At 27.3% G+C, this 16,297-nt stretch carries 15 protein-coding genes and 1 riboswitch; all 15 genes read right to left on the reverse strand.

Features of this window, described 5'->3' with window-relative positions; genetic code table 11:
• Window positions 1-10: 10 nt before the first annotated feature.
• The 15 genes from I2A66_RS06100 to I2A66_RS06170 all read right to left on the reverse strand — a co-directional run bounded on the left by I2A66_RS06100 (window position 11) and on the right by I2A66_RS06170 (window position 16,288).
• Window positions 11-1,450 (reverse strand): PTS transporter subunit EIIC, encoded by a 1,440-nt coding sequence (locus tag I2A66_RS06100; RefSeq protein ID WP_147516197.1) that lies wholly within the window; start codon window positions 1,448-1,450, stop codon window positions 11-13.
• A 142-nt stretch (window positions 1,451-1,592) separates the two neighbouring features.
• Window positions 1,593-2,576 (reverse strand): LacI family DNA-binding transcriptional regulator, encoded by a 984-nt coding sequence (locus I2A66_RS06105; protein WP_243113325.1) that lies wholly within the window; start codon window positions 2,574-2,576, stop codon window positions 1,593-1,595.
• A gap of 397 nt (window positions 2,577-2,973) precedes the next feature.
• Window positions 2,974-4,275 carry an ABC transporter substrate-binding protein gene (locus I2A66_RS06110; RefSeq protein WP_195251215.1) on the reverse strand — a complete coding sequence of 434 codons (1,302 nt, stop codon included), beginning with the start codon at window positions 4,273-4,275 and terminating at the stop codon, window positions 2,974-2,976.
• A 26-nt stretch (window positions 4,276-4,301) separates the two neighbouring features.
• A complete protein-coding gene (locus I2A66_RS06115; RefSeq protein ID WP_243238674.1) occupies window positions 4,302-5,186 on the reverse strand; it encodes a carbohydrate ABC transporter permease in 885 nt (294 codons plus the stop codon).
• Between the two features lie 20 nt (window positions 5,187-5,206).
• Window positions 5,207-6,073 (reverse strand): carbohydrate ABC transporter permease, encoded by an 867-nt coding sequence (locus tag I2A66_RS06120; protein ID WP_195251217.1) that lies wholly within the window; start codon window positions 6,071-6,073, stop codon window positions 5,207-5,209.
• On the reverse strand, window positions 6,057-7,124 hold the full coding sequence (locus I2A66_RS06125; protein WP_195251218.1) for an ABC transporter ATP-binding protein: 1,068 nt from the start codon (window positions 7,122-7,124) through the stop codon (window positions 6,057-6,059). Before I2A66_RS06125 ends, I2A66_RS06120 begins: the two co-directional genes overlap by 17 nt.
• Before the next feature lie 257 nt (window positions 7,125-7,381).
• Window positions 7,382-8,200 carry a histidinol-phosphatase HisJ family protein gene (locus I2A66_RS06130; RefSeq protein WP_147516194.1) on the reverse strand — a complete coding sequence of 273 codons (819 nt, stop codon included), beginning with the start codon at window positions 8,198-8,200 and terminating at the stop codon, window positions 7,382-7,384.
• An 8-nt stretch (window positions 8,201-8,208) separates the two neighbouring features.
• Window positions 8,209-8,934, reverse strand: a complete 726-nt coding sequence (locus tag I2A66_RS06135) for a glycerophosphodiester phosphodiesterase (protein WP_122639047.1) — start codon at window positions 8,932-8,934, stop codon at window positions 8,209-8,211.
• 972 nt (window positions 8,935-9,906) lie between these two features.
• Window positions 9,907-10,554, reverse strand: a complete 648-nt coding sequence (locus I2A66_RS06140; RefSeq protein ID WP_195251219.1) for a hypothetical protein — start codon at window positions 10,552-10,554, stop codon at window positions 9,907-9,909.
• Between the two features lie 679 nt (window positions 10,555-11,233).
• Window positions 11,234-12,193, reverse strand: a complete 960-nt coding sequence (locus tag I2A66_RS06145; protein ID WP_195251220.1) for a hypothetical protein — start codon at window positions 12,191-12,193, stop codon at window positions 11,234-11,236.
• A gap of 14 nt (window positions 12,194-12,207) precedes the next feature.
• A riboswitch (cyclic di-GMP riboswitch) is annotated at window positions 12,208-12,292 on the reverse strand.
• 203 nt (window positions 12,293-12,495) lie between these two features.
• Window positions 12,496-13,515, reverse strand: a complete 1,020-nt coding sequence (locus tag I2A66_RS06150) for a sigma factor (RefSeq protein WP_195251221.1) — start codon at window positions 13,513-13,515, stop codon at window positions 12,496-12,498.
• 122 nt (window positions 13,516-13,637) lie between these two features.
• Complete coding sequence (locus I2A66_RS06155; RefSeq protein ID WP_195251222.1) at window positions 13,638-14,303, reverse strand: Bax inhibitor-1 family protein; 666 nt, start codon at window positions 14,301-14,303, stop codon at window positions 13,638-13,640.
• Between the two features lie 129 nt (window positions 14,304-14,432).
• Entirely contained in the window at window positions 14,433-15,074 is a 642-nt protein-coding gene (locus I2A66_RS06160; RefSeq protein ID WP_122639040.1) for a DUF3885 domain-containing protein, read from the reverse strand.
• Window positions 15,075-15,322: 248 nt separating this feature from the next.
• Window positions 15,323-15,919: a hypothetical protein gene (locus I2A66_RS06165; protein WP_122639039.1), complete on the reverse strand. Its 597-nt coding sequence runs from the start codon at window positions 15,917-15,919 to the stop codon at window positions 15,323-15,325.
• 105 nt (window positions 15,920-16,024) lie between these two features.
• Window positions 16,025-16,288 (reverse strand): hypothetical protein, encoded by a 264-nt coding sequence (locus tag I2A66_RS06170; protein WP_122639038.1) that lies wholly within the window; start codon window positions 16,286-16,288, stop codon window positions 16,025-16,027.
• Between the last annotated feature and the right edge of the window lie 9 nt (window positions 16,289-16,297).

A 16,297-nucleotide genomic window follows, 5' to 3' on the forward strand; every position in this document is an offset into this window, starting at 1 on the left:
TTTGCATCATTTATGCAACACTTACTTTTGACTTTTCTATACCTTGTACTCCTTTAACTTTATGATATATAACTAAGAATACTATAGGAGCAATAAATGCTATTAAGTTTCCTACTAGATAATGTAACATTACTGGTGGATTTACTATTGTTATACCCGGTATTCCTGTTAATCCAAAACCTAGTGCTTTTACATCTAGTAATTTCATATATATTCCACCTAAACCTGCTCCTAATGCTGCACATACAAATGGAACTATAGAATTTTTTAAGTTTACTGCAAATATTGCAGGTTCTGAAACTCCCACTAATGTAGGTACAAAACTAGATACTGATACTTCTCTTAATTTTGATTTTTTTCTTGCTAATAAGAACATTCCTATACAAGCTCCACCTTGAGCTATAATTGATACTGACCATAACGGTTGTATATAATTAAATCCTGTTTGTGCAATTAATTGAGCTTCTATACTTCCTATTGCATGATGTGTTCCTGTTATAACTAATGGTTGAAGAAGTGCTGCAAATGCAAAAGCACCTATAATTCCCGTTTTCATATATAATATCTCACACACATATCCAATAGCTGATGCCATAGCATCTCCTAATGGTCCAAATACTATGAATAAAGCTAAAGATGATACTATTATAGTTAATGTAGGTACAAGTACGAATGAAAGTACTTGCGGAACATGTTTTGTGATAAATTTCTCAAATGTAGCTAAAAATAAAGATGTCAGTATAGCTGGGAATATTCCCCCTTGGAATGCTACTGCCGGTACATTTACTCCTAATAAGTTCCAGTATTCTACATTAGTAGCTGTACCTTGTAAATATTCAAATCTATTTCCTAAGTCAGGATGAACTAATATTAATCCTATTATTATACCTAGTGCTGGATTTCCACCAAATCTTTTAGTTGCTGAGTAAGCTATAAGTACTGGTAAGAAATTCAACCCTGTAGCTATAATATTTAAAAATGATGCAGTATCATTTGCCCATTTATATGTATCAGCTAATGTACCTTCTAATCCAAATAGACCTTCAGTAAGAAATAAAGATCTTAAACCTAAAATCATTGCACATCCAACTATTGCTGGTATTAAACCTACAAAAATATCTGAAAAAGCTTTAAACAGTTTTTTAATTTTATTTTGATCTTTATTAGCTTCATTTTTCACATCAGCTAAAGATGATTCTTTTATTCCTAATATCTCCATCAAAGCTGCATGTACAAGATCTACAGTTTTTGTTCCAAATATAACTTGTAATTGACCACTATTAAAAAATACACCTTTAATCCCTTCAATATTTTCGAGTATTTCTTTATCATACTTTGTTGTATCTTTTAATACTAATCTTAATCTTGTTACGCAGTGTGCTGCACTTGCTATGTTTTCTTTTCCTCCAACATTTTTAATCACTTCTTTAGCAATGTTTTTATAATTCATTTTTTCTCCCCCTTATTTTTGGAACGTTCCAATTTTATATTTTTATTGTAATATAAATTCCCAATCATTTCAAGAAAACATTTGCCATTTTTTTAAATTTTTCTAAAAAAAAATCACAGTTCTGAAAAACTATGATTTTAGATTATTGTTCATTTATTCTTTTTGTAGTTTCAATTTCTAAAAAACTTACTGGTAATATTTTATTATTTATAGTTTCACTTTTATTTACTACTAATTGAAGTAAGTTAACTGCTTCTATTGCAAGCCCTTCAATATTTTGTTTCATAGTAGAAATTTTTAGATGTTCATTAGAATAACTTTTAGCTCCATCAAATCCTATTATCTGAACATCATCTGGTATTCTTATTTCCATTTCTTCAAGAGCTTCAATAACATACTGTGCATATCTATCTGTAGCACAAAAAATACCATCAAATTTATTATTGTTGCTATATGATTCTTTTATAAACTTGTTTACTTCTTTTCTAAATTCACTAGATTTGCAATGGCAATTAAAAATACTATAATTTAAATTTAATTCCTTACATGTAGTTTCAAAACCAAACTTTCTATCCATTAAAGCTTTATTATTTTCTACTTCTCTTGTAATGTGTAATAAATTTTTACATTTTCTTTTATATAATTCATTTACAGCAAGTTTACTTCCATTTATATTATCACTAGTTACATAAGGTATTGATTCATTATAATACCTTTCTATTGCAACATATGGTAAATTTTCAGTCAAATGCGGTAAGATATTACTATAAGATACAGATATAATGCCATACACTTTGTTTTGTTTTGCCATTTCAATATACTCTATTTCTGATAAGTAATTGTCTTGAGAATTACATAATAACATCTTTTTACCTATTTTTTTCAATTCTATTTGCAAGTAATATGTAAGTTCAGAGAAAAATGGATTCCATACTGTAGGTACTATGAATACTACATTACTAGCTGTATTTGTTTTCAATTCTCTTGCAGCTATATTTGGTATATACCCCAGTTCTTTTATAGCTTCTTCTATTTTTATTCTTAAAGATTCTTTTATTTTTACATTATTTATATAATTTGATACTGTACCTCTTGATACACCGGCTCTTTTAGCTACATCATTCATATTCGCCACAATATCACCTCATTATTATTTTTTATATTCATTATATCATGTAATCATAGAAATTTCTCTATTTGAAACTTTTGTTTATTGTTATAAATAAACTTGGGTCGAACTATTCAACTTTTGCACATGGACTACAATCAGTAGATGCCAATGACGTAAATTTTACTACAGCTTATATTAATAAAATATTTGTAAAAGGCAAAATAAAAAACTACTAAACTATAAGGTTTAGTAGTTCCTTATCCTCATTTTCGAGGGTTTGAATGGTGGAAACGAATCGCAGTAATCACACCCACGATTATGCATATTAATCTCTTTTCAATTTACTATATATTTATATATAATTATGATAACATCACCTTTTGTATATTTTAAATTAAGAGGATAAGATGTACTATTTATTGTTTTTGTCTACTACTTGTTGCATTATTGCAGTTGCTTTTTCAACTGTTTCTTTAACATCAACATTTAAATCCATTAAAGCTTTTTTCATTTCGTTCATTAACTTTTCAGTAGCTTCAACGTATCCTACTACACCTGGTCTTTGAGATGCATATTCTAATTGCTTAGCAGCAGTTGAATATTGAGGCTTTTCTTTATATAAATTTTGTATTGTTTCACTATTTAATGCAGTGTTAGTTATTGGCATATATCCTGTATCTATAGAGAATTGAACTGCATTTTCTTCATCAGTCATAAACTCTATGAACTCAGCAGCAGCTTCTTTTTCTTCTTGAGATGAACCTTCCATCATAACAACATTTGCTCCACCAGTTGGAACTCCATATTGAGAATCCCCTGGTAAGAACGCTGTATTTACTGTAAATTTACCTTCAGCTTGCTCCATAAGTCCTGCTAAACTTGCTGTAGATTGGAATGTCATACCTGCTTTTCCATTAACGAATGCATCCTTTGCAGCATCCCATGCATCATACCCTTCCCCTGGAGGTAATTGCATTATTCCTTCTTTCATCATATCTTGCCATAATCCTAAAGCATTAAAACCTATTTCATTATTGAAAGCAACTTTGTTGTTTTCATCTATCATTTCTCCACCTTGTTGGTATATTAATGATTCAAAGAACCATATATCTATTGGTACTGCAAGACCTACTACTCCGTCCGCTTCGTTTGTTAACTTTTCAGCATACATTTTTAATTCATCCCAGTTTTTTGGACCTTCTGGATCAAGTCCTGCAGCTTCACACATTTCTTTATTTACATATAGTAATGGAGTGCTTCTGTTTAAAGGTACTGCTACAGTCTTTCCATCATATTCCGATTCTCTCATAAGCCCTGGTAAAAAATCATCTATCTTTTCTTTGCTTACATATTGTTCTAAATCTGCTAATGCTCCAACAGATGCAAATTGAGCAACTTGAGTTACTTCAAGCATTGTTAAGTCTGGTTGATTACCAGCAGCTATTGCAGCTTGTAATTTAGTTCCATTCTCCCAATAATCTCCTTGAGATACCATTTTTATTTCTACATCTTCACTTTGTGCATTAAACTTATCTACATAACTCTTTACGATTTCTTCATTTGTACCAGTTAAAGCATTCCAAAATTCTACTTGAACCTTTCCATCACTTACTGAGTCCACTGCTGTATCTTGTCCTTTAGTTGAGCATCCTGTTAATGTTCCTACTATTAATGTAAGAGCCAATGTTGCCGATATCGTTCTTTTTAATTTCATTTTTAAATCTCCCCTATAATAAAATATTATTTTATTCCTGAATATGCAAACGCCTTTTTAATTTGACCATTTAAGAATGTATATATTATTAGTATTGGTGCTGTAAGCATTACATTCCCTGCCATTACTATATTCCAATTTGTTATACCTTCACTTTCCTTAAGCATAGCAACACCTATAGGAAGTGTTCTAACCAAATCAGTATTACTCATAACTAATGGCCAGAAATAATTGTTCCAATGATATATAAAACTAAATAACCCAAATGTAATCATAGCTGGTTTAGCTATAGGCAGCATAATCTTCCACATTATTTTGAAATCTGAAGCATTATCTAATTTCGCTGCTTCAAGTATTTCATCCGATACTTGCATGAAGTTTTGTCTTAGTAAAAATATTCCAAATGATGATGTCATGAAAGGAAGTATTAATGGTACATATGAATTTATTAATCCAAGTTTACTCATCATAATATACACAGGTAAAAAAGTTATTTGTGGTGGAACCATTAGCCCGACTAACACTATTCCAAATAATATTTTTTCTCCCTTAAATTTAATTTTTGAGAAAGCATAAGCAGCTGGAACCATAATTATAAACTGCATAATTAGTATTGCTGAAGTAATAAATATACTATTTCCTAAATATCTAAAGAATGGCCCTGAATTCCATGCCTTTAAATAGTTTTCAAAGATAAATTCATTAGGTATTATTGTTGGTGGTATTTGTATTGCTTCAGCTGTAGTTTTTAATGATGTTGATATCATCCAAATAAAAGGAAATACAAATATCATTATCATTAAACCCAATACCACATACTCCAAACATTTTAACGGTACTTTAAGAATCGATAGTTTTTCTTTTAAATTTATTTTTTCTTTATAAGCGCTAGATTGTTGTAATTGTTCCAAGATCTTTCCTCCTACTAATTTTATTGGTAATGAACCTTATTAGATAATAGTTTAAAGTGTGCAAAAGTCAAAATACCTACTAATACTATTAAGAACACACTTGCAGCCGATGCTATCCCTATATCGTAATATCTAAACCCTGCTTCATAAATGTAGTAAACTAACATATTTGTAGAGTTTATTGGTCCTCCCTTTGTCATAACATTTATTAAGTCAAACACTTGGAATGACGCTGTTGTCGTTGTTATTAATAGGAAAAATATTGTTGGTGATAGTAGAGGTAATGTAACTTTAAAGAAGGTCTTTATTGGTCCACTATTATCTAAGTTTGCAGCTTCATAAATATACTTCGGTATACCTTGAAGACCTGCTACAAACACTAAAGTATTGTATCCTACTGTTTTCCATATCCCAACTAGTATTATTGAGAATAAAGCTGTTTTATCACTAGATAACCATGTAGATGGTTCAAGACCTATCTTCTCTAGTACAAAGTTTAAAAATCCATAATCAGGATTCATAAGCCACATAAATAGTACACCTATTGATACAAGAGAAACTATATGAGGTGTAAATATTATAGTCTGTGTAAGCTTGTGCATAAAACTTTGTTTGTTTAACCATACTGCAAATACTAGTGCTAATGAAATAGAAATAGTAACCATTGCTACTGTATAGATTGCTGTATTTTTCAAAGTTATTATAAAGTCTCCATCTTTTAAAAGATCCTTATAGTTATCTAACCCTGCAAATGTAAAAGTTGGACTCATCAAACTTCCCGATTGAAAACTTAAGTATATTGTGTACAATATTGGATATATTACAAATACAAGTACTCCTATTAAAGCAGGCATTATATATAGATAAGATTTATATTGCTTTTTCATTTAAACTCTCCTTATCATTTATTAATTCAAATAACCCCTGTATTTGTTTTTCATTTTCGATTCTATTTCCATTTGTATCAAAATAATATAAATCCGATTTATTTACGAATAACTGTACTTTTTCATCAAAGTTTAAAGTATCAGTTTCAGTTTTTATCATTATATCTTTACCTTGTACGTTTACACAATAAAGCACTTCTGACCCTAAAATTTCCTTTGTAAGTATTGTTCCGTTTAAAACTATTCCATCAAAATTATCATCTGCTTCTAACTTAATTTTTTCTGGCCTAAATCCATATTTTTCGTGGCATACATTCATATCTAGTATATTCATAGCTGGACTTCCTATAAATTGAGCAACAAATATATTTTTAGGATTTTGATAAATTTCTTTTGGTGCATCTATTTGCATTATCTCACCCTTATTCATTATTACTATCTTATCTGCCATAGACATTGCTTCGACTTGATCATGAGTAACATATACAAATGTTGACTTTAACTTGTTATGAAGTTGGATAAGCTCACTTCTCATTTGATTTCTTAGTTTTGCATCTAAGTTTGATAAAGGCTCGTCCATTAAAAATACCTTAGGTGTTTTTACCATAGCCCTTGCTAAAGCTACTCTTTGTCTTTGACCTCCTGATAAGTCAGATGGTTTTCTTTCTAAATATTCATCTAATCCTACTACTGAAGAAACTTCTGCTATGAGCTTCTCTCTCTCTTCTTTTTTTACTTTATTATTTTTTAATCCAAATTCTATATTTTCCTTTACACTCATGTGAGGATATAAAGCATAATTTTGGAAAACCATTGATATCCCCCTTTGTCCTGCATCTACCTTAGTTACATCCCTATCACCTATAAATAGATTTCCATCTGTAATATCTTCTAGACCTGCTATCATTCTTAAAGTTGTAGATTTCCCGCATCCTGATGGACCTACTAATACTGTAAATGAACCATCTTCTATTTCTAAATTTAAGTTTTCTATTACAGTATTTTTTTTGCTATAACTTTTCTTAATATTTTCTAAAATTATCTTTGCCATATTAACTCCCATTTCATTCTAATATTTTATTTCCCTTAACTTGTCCTTTTGTTTCATTTACTCAACTTAATTATATTTTATAGTGTATTTGTTAACTGATTATTAAGTAGTAGTTAATACATAGTTAACTTAATTAAGTGTTTATTAAATTTATTAAATTTAATTTAACCAAAAAATAGTAATTTTTATATAAGTAAGACAATATAATTTTCTCAATAGGAAAAAAGCTATACCAAATAAATTTGATACAGCCTTATCTAAGCAATATTACTTTTATCTTTTTCTTCTATTTTAATAAATTTAGGTTTTCTATTTTTGAATATACATACATATTCAAATCCACAACTTGCTAAAATTTCACAAGCTTTATCAAAATCAGCACATAAATCCTTAGCCCTGTGGGAATCTGAACCTAAAGTAATGATAGTTCCCCCTAGCTCCTTATATCTTTTTATAAATTTAATATTTGGATGAGTGCTATCTAATCCATATCTATAGCCTGAGGTATTAAGCTCTATCCCACTACCATTATTTATTATATTAATTAATATCTCATCTATTATTTGCTTATACTCTTCAAAACATATCTCATTATTTTCATAAGTCCCATATCTTATGATGTAATCAAGATGACCATATATGTTAAATTCTTTAAATTTTTTAGTACAGTCTCTCACATACTCAAAGTATCTATCATAAGCTTCTTTTTTACTTTTTCCCTCAAAGTAGCTCCTATCATGTATTTTTTTACCATCTATACAATGAGTAGAACAAATTACAAAGTCAAAAGGATAAGATTTTACTATTTTTTCAAGACCTTCGTGTCTATCACTTTCATATCCAACTTCTATACCCAGCAATAACTCTATCTCACCTTTATACTTTTCTTTATAATGATTAAATACAGGTATATAGTCATTGTAGTCTATCCATTCTCCTGTAATATGATTTTCTACATGATCTGTTATAGTTAAATACTTTAATCCCTTTTTTATAGCTATTTTTATTACAGTTTCCATAGAATCCTTTGCATCACTTGAAAAACTAGTGTGCACATGGTTGTCTAATATTTTCATATCCCCTCCTATAAGTTGCTTATAATTTCTTTTACTTGATCTGGATTATCTGATATTAGTATATCTATTCCCATATCTATTAGTTCTTTGTAATCCATGTTATGACTTCCTAACCATACATTAACCAATATACCTTGATTTTGTAGAGCTTCTACCTTTTCTTTTGTTAAGCTATATCCTGAAGGATGGAAGCACTCAACATTATATTTTTTGATATACATTGGTGCATCTAACATAGTACAATCTACAAGAAAACCACATACAATACTTTCATCAATTTTTTTCATTCTAATTATACTTTCATGATTGAAAGATGAAATAATAACTTTATCTTTTAAACCATATTCCACTATTAATCCATACACTTTTTGTTCTATATCTTTATAATCAAGAATGCTATTTTTTAATTCTATATTTGAAATAATGTTAGTGTCTTTAACCATTTCAAAGTAGTCTTTTAAAAGAGGTAGTTTTTGTTTTTCAACTTTCCCCATATAACGTCCTGAAAAATCATATTTTATTAGTTCATCATAAGTATAATCACATACATATCCAGTTCCGTCAGAAGTACGGTCTATAGTTTCATCATGTATAATTACAACTTGTCCGTCTTTTGTTAACTGAACATCAAATTCAATGCCATCACTACCTATTTCTATCGCTTTTTGTAATGCTAAAAGAGTATTTTCTGGATACTTACCACTAAATCCACGATGTGCAAAATTCTTTATCATAACTTAATTACCTCTACTAAATTTATTTTTTTAATAGACTATGTTGAACAAATAGTTTAACATAGCCTATTTAACATACTAGCATATTTTTTTTTAGTTTATATACTTTTAACTTAGTTATAATAGAGTTAACATTTTTTTAATAAATATATAATTCTTTCATACAAAAAAATCATACTAAATTTAGTATGACTTTTCGTGGATTTTAATGGTGGAGACGAGGGGATTCTATAATTATATTTTTAATATTTTTCTATATTCAACCAAATTCAGTTATACCAATATATACACTGGTACAGTTAAATAATTTAAAATCTATATTTTCTACTATTTTTCATATTAGTTGTGTTACTATTGTGTTATTTTGTGTTATATCTTTTATATGCCATTTTAAACATTACAAGGTATAAATACATTACTAATATAATGTAAGTACCTTATAGTCTAATTTAAGGCTTTATATTTTATTATAAGCTAAATCTTAAAAGCTATTTTTTTACATAATTCTCCTGTTATTGTATTAAGAAGCTTATTTTTCACTCTCATTTTCCAACAAATCTAAACCTTATGACTATTAACTAAGTAGTACTAAGTTAATATTATGACTGCAATATTATAAGTAACTATATTCATTTATTAATTTATGAATTGTGAGCATTACCTTTTTAAATACTCCAAATACTTATTTTTTATGGAATTCATAAAGTTCAAAATCCCTTTTTAGGACTGCCGAAAATGCCGAATACTTCTCTTTTTAGGGAGTCAGAAACGTCAGATTACTTTTTAAGGCCTATAAAAAATGTAGATAATCATTTAAATAATTATACTAACAAATATTATTCAAACCTTTTAAGGATAAAACTAGCATTTTCAATATTTTACATTTTAATACTATTAATTGAGTCCATTTCGAAAGGTAAAAAAACTTAGGGTGTAAAAAGTTTTACAAGGGTACAACCGGATATAGTTAATTTATACTTTATGAAACCATATAGCGTCAGGTATATCTATTAACTTAAGCTTCTTTAGTGCATTACTATTTAATAATCCATTAATATACTTAGTACTATATGAACATTTTTGCAATATAACAGTATCTCTCATAGCAGATAGGGCCGTTAATTGCTTTAATATCAACTCAAACTTTTCATACCTCATATATTTAGGTTTGCATGATCCATAATATCTACTATCAAAAGGTATATGTCTTTTCTTTGAGGTTTCGCTTAAATCAAGCTCCGATATTAAATTAAAAAACTTATATTCAATAAGAGCTGTACCTACTCCATCATATAAATTACATCTTTCAGAATATATATTTTTACCTAAGCAGCTTCTACATTTAAATACTTCTTTATTCTCATAACAATAAATTTTAGTTCTTCGCTCACCACATTCTGGGCAAACAAAGAATTTCTTTTCTCCAAAACCTGTCTTTTGCTTAGATATAAATATATCTTGTATTCTGTAGTTACACCAACCTCCATGAGCATAACTTTTTATACGACCAAATAATGTTATCTTCTCATCCTCTATATTTACATATTTCTTTTCTTTACCGAATTTTATTGAGTATGCTCCTGATAAATCTTTTATATTATTTATATCAATAACATTCATATATAACCTCCATAATAACCTAAATACTAAGCGAATTTATACTGTTTATTATACTAAATTGATTCAGAAGCTTAAACCCAAGTAAAATACAGTATTGTAGCTTATTTTATAGGTGCACCCAATCGGAACGTTCCGTTCGTAGTACTCCATAAAAAGTGTACAACGTTCCTTTTGCTACCACATTTGACAACATTGATATTACAATACTTAAAACTTGATAAATAGCCATTTAACCGCGTTTTTTTATTTGAGTTATTTGTTTTGTGAGTTGATTTCGTAATTTTTTATTCATCATTTTGGAAATCCTTATTAATATATAAAAAGAGTGCACCCTAAATTAAAATAGGTGCACCTTTTATAATTAATCCAAATGTTTAGTTTGCAATATTACAAGTCATTTAATTAAAAATGACATTTATAATAATAATCATGAAAATATATATAAAGTTAATTTTATCCTCATTCTTATTTTCTTTTAAAATAAATGATTATAAAAATACAATTATAATGGATAATATAATCATAAATATTATTATATATATTAAATTTTTATTATTACTATAATTCATGTTGTAAACCTTTTTAAAGCTTTTTATAGAACCAAAAATAAGAAATACAACACTTATCAAAACTAATCCAGCTATAATATAAGGAAAGTACATTTTCATTCTAACGCCCTCTATATTTTATGATAGTATTTATTTATTTGTCCAAAGTCATAAAGAAATGCTATAGTTTCTTTTGCTATGTCAAATCCACTAACAGTTATGCCTAAAGCTGCTAATGCACTTGTAACAACTGCTAGTGCTGGTGCAAATGTTGTTGCAGCTATTAAACCTGATACGTAACTTATATATTTTGATAAAACTGCTCCACTTAATTTGTATCCTATTTTATTGAAGTGTACAGACGCATTATTAACACTATTATAGAAATTTAAAGTATTACCACTATTCCAATTATATTTTTCTTTAGAGTAACTCTTTTTTTGACCTGATTTTATCCCATGAATAGATATCCTATCTTTTGTATCTCTTGTTACCTTAATATAAGGATAAAATACACTAGACACAGTTCCTGATCCATACTGCTTAGATGGAACTACTGTAGTTGATCTAGACATAATTTCTAAATTATTTTCTTTTCCTACTTGATTTAAATTTTCTAATGATTCAAAGTAATTAATTTCTACTGTATCTTTTACCTGTCCTTCATTATCATATATTGTAGTTTTAATTATTCCTCTATGACCATTAACTTCCGTTAATATGTTATTTTCTTCTCTTACTTTTTTTAGTAAATCTTCATCACCATATGTAGATTTAAATTCTAACTTTAATAATTCCACTTGTTCATCAGAAAACATGTCAGATAATTTTGTATCTACATCAAATGATTCCCTCTCTTCATTTAATTGAATAACTTGATCTTTACTCAATCCATATGACGCTATTAAATCTGACTCATTTTCTATGATAGAATTTATATCTGTATTTAAAACTTCTTCATCCAAACTCATATCATATGACTCTTCTTGTTCTAAACCTGCAGCCAATACAGTATTTGATACTGGTAATGAAAATATTATTCCAATCAATACTAACGCTATCCCTTTACTTACTCTCTTTTTTAAACTCATTTTAATCTCCTCCTCTTGATATCCTGCTAGCATAGGTATTCTACCCTTAGCTCCTTAGCTTTCCATCCTTTAATTTCTTAAAGTTTGGCTTTTCATAGTTTTAATTAAGAAAGTATGATTTAACTTAATTTTAGCTCTATTCGTAAAATTTTGTAAATATATAGTGCATAACTGGTCGTTAAGTGTACAAAATTGGATATATTAACATTTAATATAAAAAAATTTAAACATTCATGTAAAAAATAAGCTAGCCGAAAAATCGACTAGCTTAAATAAATAATAATATTTGTTTTTTAGTTATATCATATGCAGCTGCTTTTATACGTTATATTGTCTATAATACCATCATCTTTGTTTATATTTGTAAATTTTCCATACTCAAAATCTTTACATAAATCATATACTAAATCTTTATTTTTAGAAATAGTATTTTTTATTCTATCTTCTACAAAATAAATATCACTAAAGCTATATTTATCCTTTAGAGAATCCCTATTCCCTTTTGCAATAGTTTTATATATAAATAAATCTTTAGCTTCTACAATATCATCTAAACTTAATATAAATCCTTGTATAACCTTATTCCTCTTATATGTATCTAGTCCATCAAATATAGTTTGTATAGTATCTATAACATCAAGCTCATATCTGTATTTATTTCTTAATTCTTTGCTTATTTCATGTATATAAATTGATTTAGCAGGATCTTTATATAAATTAATTATGTTATTCTCTGCCTCTTTCTCTTTTAACTCCATATACTTAGAACGTATTAACTTACTCTTAAACTTTAATTCTCTAAATGCTTTATTTTGTATATGCTTTGCCTTTGAGTATTCTATTCCTTTTGAAGCTGATACCTCAGTTAATGTCTTATCAGTAAATAAGGTTTCATAAGCAATATAATGTTCTATTCCATTTAATATCATATTTACTTCTTTTTTATAGGCTTCTATCGTTATTTTATCTATAGTTTCATCTGATACATTTATATTTATATCTTCTATCGTATCAGCTATTGTTATATCCTCATCTAGTCCACCTATAGGTGTATCTATTGATATTGAATTAGCTAAAGATTGTCTTTTTATTCTCTTTAAATTTTGAAATTCTCTTAATATAGCTCTCTTTATACATGAATATATCCAAGTATCTTTTTTACAATCCCTTGTATCGTCATATGTATTAAACCCTCTTATAAAACCCATAGACCCTATTTGAACTAAATCCTCTATCTCTAATTTATATATATTATTTTTAAATTTATTAGCAATCTTATATACCATAGGTTCATATCTTATATAATCTTCATTAGTTATCATAATAAACACCCCTTTGTTATATTTATACTATAATTATTATAACATTATATGTATAAAAATAGAGATAGCTTAACCAATCATTTTAAAATTGGGTTTAGCCACCTCTATAAAAATATTATATATTAATCATCTAAAATTGATGCTATATTCAATAAATCTAGTAATATATTAATAAAGTCTAAGTAAAGGTTTAAAACATGTAGAGATAGATCATTCTTTTCTCTTATTTCACCATTTTCTATCTCATGCTTTATTAAACTTATATCATAAAGAACATAGCCAGAAAATATTACTACACCTACTATGCTTATTAATAAACTAAGCATTGCTCCCCCTATAAATATATTAATTATCAATGCTATTAGTATACCTATAAGTCCAGCGAATAATATACTTCCTAGTCCCAGATAATGTCCAGCTTCTTTTCTACTTGATAATTTAGCTAATACTGCAAATAACGCTATTGATGCAACCAATATGGATGTAAATACACCTGTCCCTAAATCCTCTAAATAATATTGTAATAATGGATATGTAAGAATACCATCAATAAAAGTAAATGCATAAACAAAACTCATAGAAAAGCTTATAGGAATTATATTTTTTCTTGATAATAAAGACATTATTAAAAGTCCTATCATTAAAAAAGTAAATATCATATTTGCATAATATGCAAAACTAACCGGTATAAATATCTGTCCAAACATAAAACCTATGAACATAAATAATACAGATGTAGCTAGACATTTAAAAATTGCTGACATAGGATTTTCTATGCTTCTATTCATATTTACTCCTCCTCCCTTATTAATTCTATTTTATATGTATACTATCATCTTATTCAAGTTACATTCAGTTAACAAAATACTAAGCATACAAATAATTCTTTAACTATTATTAAGTATAGCTATATTATTTTAATAATAGTTTTCTTGATCATCATTTATATCTATATATTTAGCTCTTATTTTCAATCTATCTTCATTATTTAGAAACACTAAATCTATATATTCATCAGTACACATTCTATATACATAATGCTTATTAATATTTATTATAAAATAATCTGCTAACCCTTTAAATCTATATCCTAGATCTTCTTTAGTTATTTGCTCAATTAATAATCCATATTTTATATCTTTGACTTTACATTTTACATAATAATGATCTATTTTCTTAAGATTATCATCCGTATCTTCACAAGATATATATTCTGAGTAAACATTAACTTTTTTTAATTCTGCTTTATGTCTTAAGTACTGTTTTAGTCTTATATTCTCAACACTACTATAGTATAAATCACAACACTTACTTTCCTCATACCTATTGATACAGTCTAGCCATGTATAAACATTAATTACAAAAATTATATCATCATTATCGTTGAATAAATCTTTAAATACACTAACAGCTCTATCATATACAACTTTTATATAATCATTATCTGATGTACTTATATCCCTTCCAAGCTCTAAGCATAAATATTGTTCATTGCTAGACCAAAAGTTGGGATATAATTTCAAACTTTTAAATTCATTTTCTATATATTTCTTAAGCATTAATACTTCCTTTTCTATTTAAATTAATCTATATACTCCAAATTATACCAAATATTTCAATATATTCATATGACCTCATACAATCTCAAATCCATATATATATAAAAACAAGGTGTCATCATACTAACACCTTGTTCAATATTATTTAATTATTTTCAAATGTAGCTCATGCTTTATATATCGCATAAATCCTATTACATTATAAAAAAATTTCATATCCTTTACTCATATATATTACCCTCTCCTATCTATAATATCTTTTCTTTTAAATTATTAATAGAAGCCATTTTATCAGTACACCCACCTTTATCTGGATGATATTTATGACTTAATAATTTAAATGCTTCTTTAAGTAGTGACTTTTCTTGACTGTCAATGTCTAAACTATTTCCACTACCAAAATTTGCACTTGATAATTGACCATTCAAGTAACCCTCTTGATACTTAGCTGATATCTCTTTATAATACAAATCTCTATATTGTTCTTTAAATTCATTATACTTTTCTTCTCTCTGCGCCTTTTCTTCTGCCCACTTTAAATCTATCTTTCTACATAGCTGCTCATACTTAGGATAATATTCCTTTTTTAGCTTTAACAATTTGCATTCTAAATCATTATATAATTCAACCGTATAAATCTTTAATATCCTTCTTGTTAGTATCTTTTTTAATGATTTTGGAAGTTCATTAAAATTAGGATTGTAATCCTCAAAATCATCATATAGGCTATGATATCCATATGTACAAATCTTCTTATCATTTGACACTACCTTCCCATTTTCTCTATATCTTTCACATATATAAATACTATATGTTTCTTTTCCCTTTCTTATTTTGCAAAACATATCTCAACCTCCATATAGTGTAAATTTACATTTTAACTAAACATTATTTCTACACTACTAATTTATTAATTAAAAGCCCTAGTATAAAACTAGGACTTTAGAACATTACATTAACTCTATATAGAAATTACTTATATCCATATTTAAAAGCCAACCATCAACAACCTTAAAAATTTGCTTTCCGCAGCTTGTATTTTTATTTATTAAAACTTTAAACTTAGCTCTTTTAGCTCTATCTAATTGCTTTTTAAAAATAGAAACTAATTTATCAATGTTATCACATTTACTTAATATTTTCTGCTCTCCTCTAGAACCATTCTTAAAGGTATATCTTATAACATAAACATAGTAATTTTTATATCTACACATTTTTATTCA

It is taken from the genome of Romboutsia sp. 1001713B170207_170306_H8, assembly GCF_015550495.1.
In the GTDB taxonomy this organism is placed as follows: Bacteria; Bacillota; Clostridia; order Peptostreptococcales; family Peptostreptococcaceae; genus Romboutsia_E.

Coding starts and splice junctions, on each gene's coding strand:
- I2A66_RS06100 (WP_147516197.1), bottom strand. CDS start 1,450: ATGAATTATAAAAACATTGCTAAAGAAGTGATTAAAAATGTTGGAGGA.
- I2A66_RS06105 (WP_243113325.1), bottom strand. CDS start 2,576: ATGAATGATGTAGCTAAAAGAGCCGGTGTATCAAGAGGTACAGTATCA.
- I2A66_RS06110 (WP_195251215.1), bottom strand. CDS start 4,275: ATGAAATTAAAAAGAACGATATCGGCAACATTGGCTCTTACATTAATA.
- I2A66_RS06120 (WP_195251217.1), bottom strand. CDS start 6,073: ATGAAAAAGCAATATAAATCTTATCTATATATAATGCCTGCTTTAATA.
- I2A66_RS06125 (WP_195251218.1), bottom strand. CDS start 7,124: ATGGCAAAGATAATTTTAGAAAATATTAAGAAAAGTTATAGCAAAAAA.
- I2A66_RS06130 (WP_147516194.1), bottom strand. CDS start 8,200: ATGAAAATATTAGACAACCATGTGCACACTAGTTTTTCAAGTGATGCA.
- I2A66_RS06135 (WP_122639047.1), bottom strand. CDS start 8,934: ATGATAAAGAATTTTGCACATCGTGGATTTAGTGGTAAGTATCCAGAA.
- I2A66_RS06140 (WP_195251219.1), bottom strand. CDS start 10,554: ATGAATGTTATTGATATAAATAATATAAAAGATTTATCAGGAGCATAC.
- I2A66_RS06145 (WP_195251220.1), bottom strand. CDS start 12,193: ATGAGTTTAAAAAAGAGAGTAAGTAAAGGGATAGCGTTAGTATTGATT.
- I2A66_RS06150 (WP_195251221.1), bottom strand. CDS start 13,515: ATGATAACTAATGAAGATTATATAAGATATGAACCTATGGTATATAAG.
- I2A66_RS06155 (WP_195251222.1), bottom strand. CDS start 14,303: ATGAATAGAAGCATAGAAAATCCTATGTCAGCAATTTTTAAATGTCTA.
- I2A66_RS06160 (WP_122639040.1), bottom strand. CDS start 15,074: ATGCTTAAGAAATATATAGAAAATGAATTTAAAAGTTTGAAATTATAT.
- I2A66_RS06165 (WP_122639039.1), bottom strand. CDS start 15,919: ATGTTTTGCAAAATAAGAAAGGGAAAAGAAACATATAGTATTTATATA.
- I2A66_RS06170 (WP_122639038.1), bottom strand. CDS start 16,288: ATGTGTAGATATAAAAATTACTATGTTTATGTTATAAGATATACCTTT.